Source organism: Brachybacterium sp. AOP29-B2-41 (assembly GCF_052378395.1).
GTDB lineage: Bacteria > Actinomycetota > Actinomycetes > Actinomycetales > Dermabacteraceae > Brachybacterium.
The window spans coordinates 1-8,726 of sequence record NZ_JBQSXR010000038.1; the positions used below are offsets into that span (position 1 = coordinate 1).

Here is an 8,726-nt window from a genome sequence, read left to right on the forward strand (position 1 = left end):
CTCTGTGGACGCCGAGACTCTGGGCAGCGGACGAGGTCGGTGACATGGGTGTCACGGGCCAGATGCTTCTTTGGGGTATACCCCAACATGACACCCGGGATTCAGGAGGCGTACGGTTCCCGATAGGGTCCTCGGCGGTGATTTCAGGACACTTGTGGTCACGTCGGCGTGCCGACCACTTCAGTGGGGCATCATTGCCGTATGTCCATTTCGCTGTCGAGCTTGCCGTCCTGGCGCCAGCTGCGCACCAACGGGGCAGCGCTTGCGGCGGTCGGTGTTGTCGGAACGCTCCTCATCGCCCTTGTCGACGGCGAGCTGCGATGGGGCAACGTCGGGCTCATCTCCATTGGCGGCTCACTGCTTATATGGGGTGTCGCCGCGGTGAAGTGGTCGCGGGAGCGCCGCGAACGGCAGCGCACGGAGGAGTAGACGATGCCGACTACGCAGCGCGTTGCCTACGTCCGAGTCTTACCCGTCGGCCAGAACCTCGACCGGTAGCTCGAGGCGATCAGCAGCGTCGACACGGCGTGCGGCGAGTACCAGTCCGCCGCCAACGACATGACGAGAGATGGGTGTGGAGATGGCGAGGAACGGCAAGACGACCCCGTACTGGAAGCGGCTCCGACCAAGAGGGATCATCTTCCTTTGTGTCGGCATGATCTTCTGGGTTATTGATCGCCTGACCGACGGCCCCTTCATGGCGGGGCTAGGTCCCGGTTTCGCGGTGGGTGGCGTCGTCCTCCTCGTCATATCGCTGACGTCGTGGTGGGCGCGGCCCAGGAACGACCCCGCTGAGCGGGACGAGTAAGCAATGCCCACCACCCAGCGCGTTGCCTACGTCCGAGTCTCCTCCGCCGGCCAGAACCTCGACCGGCAGCTCGAGGCTGTCGGAGAGGTCGACAAGACCTACAGCGAGTACCAATCCGCCGCCACGGCCTCTGAACGCCCCGAGCTACAGAAGGCCATCAAGTACGTGCGGGAGGGGGACACCCTCGTGGTCGCCTCCATCGACCGGCTCGCCCGCTCGCTCCGCGACATGCTCACGATCATGGAAGAGCTCGACCAGAAGGGCGTCACCGTCGAGTTCTGCACCCAAGGGCTCACGGTCCGTCCCGGCGGGGGAGACCTCACCACCCGACTGATCCTCCACATCATCACCGCGGTGGCGCAGTCCGAGCGCGAGATGATCCGAGAGCGACAGGCCGAGGGCATCGCGATCGCCAAGCAGACCCCCGGCAAGTACCCAGGACGCAGACGCCAGCTCAACAGCGAGCAGATCCGCGAGATGCGCAACGCCGTCGCGAGCGGGGTTCCCAAAGCTCAGATCGCACGTACCTACGGGATCAGTCGAAACACGTTGTATCGCTACCTCGAGCAGCCCTCACTGCCCGTCGGCTGACGGCTACGCCGTCATCGCTGCGTACTGGTCGAACAGGAGCTTGCCGCGGTCATCGTTTGAGGTCAGCTTCTTCTTCGCGCCGAACGCTCGATCGACCAGCCTGTCTAGGGCGTCGTGTGCCTTCACCAGAGCAGGGTCCATCGCCAGCGGGTTGTAGTGCTCGGCCAGTGACCGTTCCGGATGGAGCGCGCGCGCCTCAAGCACTCTGTGGCCGGCTGCTGCGATCGCCTCGCGATCCGCTGGGTCTACAGCGGGCAGGGGAACGGTGTACCAGGTCAGCGTCGAAGCGAACCGGAGTCGTGACTCGAGGCGGCCTCCGATGGCCTTCTGCCAGGTGATGAACATGCTCGAGGACATGATGGCGAACTGGAATCCGTCCGGGTCCTTGATCGTGAAGTTCGCATCGCCCGCAATCACGTCCTCGTCGAACAGCGCGACGGTGAAGTAGCGCCGAGTCTCGGAGACGTGGCGCGGTACGCACACGAAGGACGTGTCCTGCTTGGCCAGCTGCCGGAACAGGTGATGGTGCGGGTACTCCCGCGTCGAGGCAGCCTTGGACGCCGCGCGGAACGCCCGGACAGCCTCCACCCGTTCCCGAAGTACGCGGGAACGACTGAGATCCGCAGGGTCCATCCCGTCGAGCCAGAGGCACCAGCGGTCTGCGTCATGCAGGAGCTCGTGCGCGCCGACGTACTTGTGGACGTACTTCGCGGCGACAGGATCCGCCATGACCTCGTCGTACTGCTCGGGCTCGACGATGAAGTTGCCGGCGTCTGTCGGCTTGGAGCCGTACTCGGTCCGCGTCAGAACTGGGCTGAGCATGCTCGAACGCTTCTCGACCAGGATGTCCTTCGCGTCCTGCAAGTAAGCGTTGATGCCGATCTTGACGGGGACCTCGCGCGGCTCAGCCTTGGCACGTTCGTACTCAAACAGGCGGGGCTTGTTCCGCGCGTTCTGGGTGTGGCCGACGATCACGCAGTGCACCGCGGCGGCGCCGGGGGCCTCGCTGGACCAGGCGAAGGTCTGATGGGCGGACTTGATGCGCCAGCCGGCCTCGAAGATCCAGCCGTATAGGCGGGGGACCTGGTCACCTTGGGTGACGGAGTTCGTGGTCACGAACGCCCACTCGCCCCGGTACTGCGGACTGGCGAACAGCGCGAGGGTCTTGGCGTGCCAGCCGGTCACGTAGTCCATGCGCGACAGGACCCTGTCGCCGCCCCAGGCGTTGCGCAGATCGGCGAGCTGATCGGCGCCGCGGGTGTTGTCGCCGAGGAACGGCGGGTTTCCCATGATGTACAGCGATGTGGTCGGAGGAATGACCTCGGACCACTCGGCCTGCAGAGCGTTTGCCACGGTGATCCGCGCCGAGTCCTGCAGAGGGAGCATCGGGACGGCGTAGCCGAGGGTGAGGTTCACGGCCTGGTTCGCCTGGTGCTCGACCAAGAACATTGCCGTGCGCGCGATGGTGGCCGGCCACTCCTCCAGCTCGAAGCCGTAGAACTGCGACAGGCGCACATGGACGCGCGATTCCGCGTCCAGGGAGAGCTGTGCGCGGCTCGGGTCGAGTTCCTGCAGCCGCTCGTGGATTCTCAGCTCGAGGGCGCGCAGCTCGCGGTAGGCGATGATCAGGAAGTTCCCGCAGCCGCAGGCCGGATCGAGGAACGTTAGAGCGCCGAGATGGTCTAGCAGCTTCTCGAGCTCGCGCTTCTTCGCGTGAGCCTTGGTGAACTGCTCCTCGAGCTCGTCGAGGAACAGCGGGCGGATGACCTTGAGGATGTTCGTTTCAGTCGTGTAGTGCTCGCCCAGTTCGCGGCGGGCCTTCTTGGACTTCACGGCCTGGAACAGGGAGCCGAAGATCGCGGGCGAGATGCTGGACCAGTTGAAGTACGCGGCCTGCAGCAGCAGTTCGCGCGAGGCGCGGTCGAAGTAGGGAATGTCCACGGCCTCGCCGAAGACGGAGCCGTTGACGTAGGGGAACGCCATGATCAGGTCGTCCTCGCGCCCGTAGCGCTTCTCCTCGGGCCTGTTCAGCGCCTGGTAGAGCGTGGTGAGCTGGGCGCCGAGATCGGAGCCGTCCTCGCTGGTGCGCTCCTCGATGTAGCGGGAGAACAGGTCGCGCTCCCAGAGGCCGGAGTCGTCGGCGTACAGGCAGAACAGCGTGCGGATCAGGAAGATCGACGCCTGGTGCTCGTCGTAACCTGTCGATTCGAGATGCTCGTACAGCTTCGCCATCAGCTGCGCCGCCGTAATCGACGCGGCTTCTTGCTCCGTCGATCCGAACTTCGCACGCCGGTAGCCGGCCAGGAACATCAGATCCTCGACGTGGGCCGGCAGCTCCTCGAGCTCGAACTCGAGCAGCCCGTCCTCGCCGGCGTCAGCAGTGAGATCCAGCAGCCGGAAGCTGCGGAAGTCGCTGGTGATCACGAAATCCGGGCTTTCATGCTCCGTTAGCGACTCGATGTAGTCCAACGCCTGAGCCTCAGCCTTGACCAGGTCAGCGCCTGCGGACTTCATCTCGATCAATGCAGTTCCGGAGATCAGGGCGTCGATGTACCCCTGGCCACCTGTTGACGCGCGCTGTGCACGCTTCTCGTACACCGCCGCGGTCGAACGGGTGATCCCGAAGACCCGCAGCAGGTCCCGTACGAACGACTGCGCCTCGCCACGCTCATACCCCTCCGCATCGCGCCATTGCGCCACGAAAGCTCCTGCTCGGGAGCGGATATCGGGCAGTACGAGAGGCTTCTTGGTCATGGATGCATCATCCCAGGTCCGGCCCCGAGCGCGCACTGAGCCCCGTGAGCCCCCAGCCCTTCACTCCCTATCCCGCTCCGCCCGCCGGGCGGTCGAGCGAGATGCGCGCGAGATACCCGCGGTACTACGTGCAAAAGGACCTGCTCGGCGCGGCCGAGTCGGTCGTCGCCGGTTACCAGCGCGCCGTCGCCGGTGGCACCCCGGTGTCCATGAGCCACAGCTGGCGGGACCCCGATGTCCCGGACGAGTCTGTGCAGGTGATCGTGGGCGGGGAGCGGCTGCTCCTCACTGTCGAGGAGTGGCTGGACCGCATCGAGCTCGCGCAGCCCCACTTGATGTCCTGGGTATCCGCCCGGGTGCACCTCGAGGGCGCGAAAGACCGCGCCGGACGCGGACGCGTGGAGCCGTACTGGCACGAGGCGATCCGCCGCGCGAACCCCGGTCGACGCTGAGCGAGGAGCACGACGGGTGAGGCCGGGGAGCGTGGTCGGCCTCGGGTCGAGGGATGTGGGGCGCGTCGGGAGCCGTACCCGACAGGAGCGTCCCCGACTTCCGAGGTCCGACCGGCGATTCCAGCCCGGTCCGGGGTCTGTGGTCCCGAGGGGGAGTGCGATGAGTGTCCTGTCCATGACCGAGACCGAAACTGCAGGGGTGTGGGGGGTCGCGGCAGTCGTTCCGGCGTGGGTGGCCGGCGCTAGCACCCCAGCAGTCGGAGTCAGGGTCCTCACCCAGCGAGCGCTGAGGCCACATCAGCGCGGCCTGACCTGCGGTGACGCAGTTGGAGAGGCTGGCGTGAGGGTAAATCAGCGCATCCTGACCTGGGGTGATGCGTACGGAGTGCCCAGCTTGAGGGTAAATCTGCGCATCCTGACCTGGGGTGATGTGTACGGAGTGCCCGGCTTGAGGGTAAATCTGCGCAGTCTGACCAGGTCTGATGCATGCGGAGCTCTCACATGACTGCCCGACTAGCTCTGTCCGAGGGTTGTGGGCTGGTGGATACGATCGATTTGATGGCGAGTGGCGCCCGGGAAGGAGCGGATGCGGTGCGCTTCGGAGGCTGGGTGCTCTCGGTCCGGGAGCTGATCGAAAAGGCTCAGTCTGCTCCCGGGGTGGATTGGCGCGCTCTTTCGAGCGGCGGCCCCGTGCGTCACACGGCTCGGAGCAACGCGCGGGAGTGCGCCCGGATGTTCTCGGAGGGCGACTCCCTCGCTGCGTGCTGGCGCTTCGGGGATCCTCCAGTCCCTCGATGACTACGCCTCGACCGTCCGACGCAGGGGGCTGGACCTTGGGGCGATGGTCTTTGCGCGCGAGCCTGAACCGACTGGGTCGCACGAGATCGACGCGGCTTTCGCGGCACTCGCGGACCACCTCTCAGGGCGTGATGGGTGGACTGCCCCGGAGTGGGTGAGGGACCCGGCGCGGGTGACGCCACCATGGCTCCCGGACGTGCCGGCAATCTTCCGAGACGAGGCACAGCAGCAGAGCCCTCGCGCGTTCCATGAGCACGGAATCTTCCTCACCGCCGCGTCACTGAACCGAGCATGAATCATCCAGTGGCAAGACGTTCCAGTGCAGATCGCGTCAGCTGCCTCTGACGCGCGGCCGCGTCTCCACCTCCCTGATCGATCCAGGCTGAGGCCGAGCATCCGTCAGGTCAGCTGCAGGCCTGTCTCCGTCGCGGAGATACGCCCTGCAGCGCCGGAGGACCTCGTGCAGAGCTTCCGGCAGGGCTCGGGGCCGTCGGTCAAGTCCCGGGAAGTGGTGTAGCGATCCTTCGTTTGGGGGTCAGGCGGTCAGGGCGGGCAGAGAGCTTGTGGTGACCTCCTCGGTGCTCGTGTCGGGGACGACGGTGAGGCGGCAGCGGGCGAGGATATCCAGGCCGAGATAGCGGCGTCCTTCGGCCCACTCATCGGTCTGTTCGGCCAGCACCGCGCCGACGAGTCGGACGATCGCATCGCGGGTGGGGAAGATGCCGACGGAGTCCGTGCGACGACGGATTTCCTTGTTCAAACGCTCGGTGGGATTGTTCGACCAGATCTGGATCCACACGTCCTTGGGGAACGCCGTGAACGCGAGCAGATCAGCACGAGCGGCGTCGAGGTGCTCGGCCACGTCCGGGAGCTTCTCGCTGACGTAGTCCAGCAGCCGCTCGAACTGCGCGTTCACCGCTGCGGCGTCGGGCTGGTCATAGACGCTGTGCAGCATCGCCTTCACCGCCGGCCACATGCTCTTCGGCGTCACGGCCATGAGGTTCGCGGCGTAGTGGGTGCGGCACCGCTGCCAGGCCGCCCCGGGAAGATGCGCGGCGATCGCTTCGACCAGTCCCGCATGCGCGTCACTGGTGACCAGGCGGACCCCGGCGAGGCCGCGGGCGACGAGGTCGGCGAAGAAGCCGTTCCACGCAGCTCCCGTCTCGCTGGTCGCAACCCGCATGCCGAGCACTTCGCGGTGCCCGTCGCCGTTCACGCCGGTCGCCAGCAGGACGACGGCATTGATCACGCGCCCACCCTCACGGACCTTCATCGTCAGCGCGTCGGCCGAGACGAATGTGAAGGGCCCGGCCTCGTCCAGGGGGCGGTGGCGGAACTGCTCGACGTGCTCGTCCAACGACTCCGCCATCCTGCTGACCTGCGACTTCGAGAGCGAGTTGATGCCCAGGGTCTTCACCAGCTTGTCCATGCGGCGGGTGGAGACACCGGCGAGGTAGCAGTCCGCGACGACCGTGATCAGCGCGGATTCGGCGCGTTTGCGCCGCTCGAGCAGCCACTCGGGAAAGTAGGTGCCCGTGCGGAGCTTGGGGACCGCGACGTCGATCGTGCCGACCCGTGTGTCGAGGTCGCGATGGCGGTAGCCGTTGCGCTGCGCAGAACGACCAGCGCTGGGCCGCCCGTACTCCGCGCCGGCAACAGCGTCCGCGTCCGCGGAGAGCAGGGCGTTGATCACGTCCTGCAGCAGGCTGCGCATCAGATCCGGTGACGCCTCGGCCAGGGCTTCACCGAGCAGGCCGGAAGGGTCGACAATGTGAGGTGCGGTCATCGTGATGACTCCGTTCGAGGATTCTGTGGAAGGTTGACTCGAAGGATCACACGGTGGCCGCGCCCACGTCCGAGACGATCACGGCGGCCACCGCGCTACACCACTATCGGGGACTCAACTGCGGCCGTCACACTCTGTGCCATCCTCACCTGGCTACGCACCTAAGGCAGACCCGTCCCGGGAAGGACACCCTGGTTATCGCGTCGGCAGGTCGGTGGAGGCAAGTTCCGACAGCGCGCCTGTTAGATGCCGCACGAAGCTCCGACGGCGTTCATCGCTAATGCTGTCCAGCGACAGGTAGGGGTTGAGGTCCTCCAGCTCGACCAGCAGTAGCTCACCGTCGGCGGTGCGGCACGCGTCGACGCGCTGGATGCCGTGAGCCATCCCGTTCCAGTCGATGAAGCGCTGGGCGAATCCCAGGTCGGCCTGGGTCGGCTCGTACGCGTCCAGTCGCCAGCGCTGCGTGGAATCGGGTGCGTACAGCGCGTATTCGAAGGTGCGGTCGATGAAGTAGAACGAGACTTCGTAGTCGATCTCGACGCACGGCTGGATGAGCACGTCGGCATCGTCGATACCGCGGATCTGCGACAGGTCGAGGATCCTCAGGCCCACCGAATCGGCGCCGAACTTGGGCTTGACCACGTAGGCCTCGCAGTCCGGGAGCCGGTCCAGGTCCTCGACGCTCTCCACCGTGGGGATCACCGGATAGCCGGAGCGGGACAGGTCCACGAGGTACTGTTTGCCGGCCATGTCGGCTTTGCCTGTCAGCTCGTTGAAGACCCGTGCACCGGTGGCGAGGGCATGTTCGCGGAACGCCTGGTACTGCTGCGGGTAGTAGATTGTCGGCCCGCTGTTGCGGACGAGCACGACATCAAATCGGTCCATCAGCGCCTGGGCGTCCCTGGGGTGGCAGAGGGCCACGTCGAAGGACTGGCGCAATTGAGAGGACAGATAGATGTCCTCATCGCAGTACCGGCGCCCGCGCGCTTCATACGACAGATCGGTCACGAAGAGCACACTGGGCCTGACGGAGGACATGCCCCAGTGTCTCACCGTCTGACCTGGCCCCGACGAACACAGCATGCGTCCTCGTGCATCACGCCGTCTCGTCGAACTCACCCGACATATTGGCAGACACGCCCTAGCTGGTCGTCGCTGCTTGAGAACTCCCAAGGGAGGCAGATCATGTGCGGACGGTATGCGCTCGAGGTTGACGCTCAGGGACTTCTGCGGTCCTACGCCGCGCAGCCCGCGAAGGCGTTCGACTGGGACGCGGTGTTCTCGATCGCGCCCCGCACGAAGGCTCCGGTGGTCCGTGAGCACATCGATGACGACAGCCAGCCGCAGCGCACGCTCGAGTTCGCGCGCTGGGGCTTCAAGCCGGCATGGGCCAAGGACAAGGGTCCGCGGCCCATCAATGCACGCTTCGAGACGGCCCACACCAACGGCATGTTCCGCGCCGGCTTCGCGAGCTCGCGCGCAGTGGTGCCGATGACCGGTTACTACGAGTGGGTCGAGATGGACGACGGCAAGCAGC

The 8,726-nt window shown here is 65.9% G+C and carries 7 protein-coding genes; 4 read left to right on the forward strand and 3 right to left on the reverse strand.

The features are described from left to right. The first annotated feature begins 201 nt into the window (after nucleotides 1-201). Together ACT3T9_RS18640 and ACT3T9_RS18645 are read left to right on the forward strand one after the other, a co-directional pair. The gene (locus ACT3T9_RS18640) at nucleotides 202-429 is read left to right on the forward strand and encodes a hypothetical protein (RefSeq protein WP_443444223.1); all 228 of its coding nucleotides are present in this window, start codon (nucleotides 202-204) and stop codon (nucleotides 427-429) included. Between the two features lie 382 nt (nucleotides 430-811). Beyond that, entirely contained in the window at nucleotides 812-1,399 is a 588-nt protein-coding gene (locus ACT3T9_RS18645) for a recombinase family protein (RefSeq protein ID WP_444502839.1), read from the forward strand. A gap of 3 nt (nucleotides 1,400-1,402) precedes the next feature. Here the strand turns inward: ACT3T9_RS18645 and ACT3T9_RS18650 are convergent, their stop codons facing one another. Continuing rightward, nucleotides 1,403-4,153, reverse strand: a complete 2,751-nt coding sequence (locus ACT3T9_RS18650; RefSeq protein WP_444607282.1) for a DNA methyltransferase — start codon at nucleotides 4,151-4,153, stop codon at nucleotides 1,403-1,405. Between the two features lie 44 nt (nucleotides 4,154-4,197). On the opposite strand from ACT3T9_RS18650, the gene ACT3T9_RS18655 reads away from it, so the two are divergent. Continuing rightward, a complete protein-coding gene (locus ACT3T9_RS18655) occupies nucleotides 4,198-4,605 on the forward strand; it encodes a hypothetical protein (protein WP_444607283.1) in 408 nt (135 codons plus the stop codon). A gap of 1,333 nt (nucleotides 4,606-5,938) precedes the next feature. On the opposite strand, the gene ACT3T9_RS18660 is transcribed toward ACT3T9_RS18655, so the two are convergent. Together ACT3T9_RS18660 and ACT3T9_RS18665 are read right to left on the reverse strand one after the other, a co-directional pair. Beyond that, nucleotides 5,939-7,189 carry an IS256 family transposase gene (locus ACT3T9_RS18660; RefSeq protein WP_444607284.1) on the reverse strand — a complete coding sequence of 417 codons (1,251 nt, stop codon included), beginning with the start codon at nucleotides 7,187-7,189 and terminating at the stop codon, nucleotides 5,939-5,941. A gap of 195 nt (nucleotides 7,190-7,384) precedes the next feature. After that, a complete protein-coding gene (locus ACT3T9_RS18665) occupies nucleotides 7,385-8,197 on the reverse strand; it encodes a hypothetical protein (RefSeq protein ID WP_444607285.1) in 813 nt (270 codons plus the stop codon). Between the two features lie 177 nt (nucleotides 8,198-8,374). On the opposite strand from ACT3T9_RS18665, the gene ACT3T9_RS18670 reads away from it, so the two are divergent. Continuing rightward, nucleotides 8,375-8,726, forward strand: a 352-nt coding sequence (locus ACT3T9_RS18670; protein WP_444607286.1) for an SOS response-associated peptidase, incomplete at its 3' end; no start/stop codon positions are given.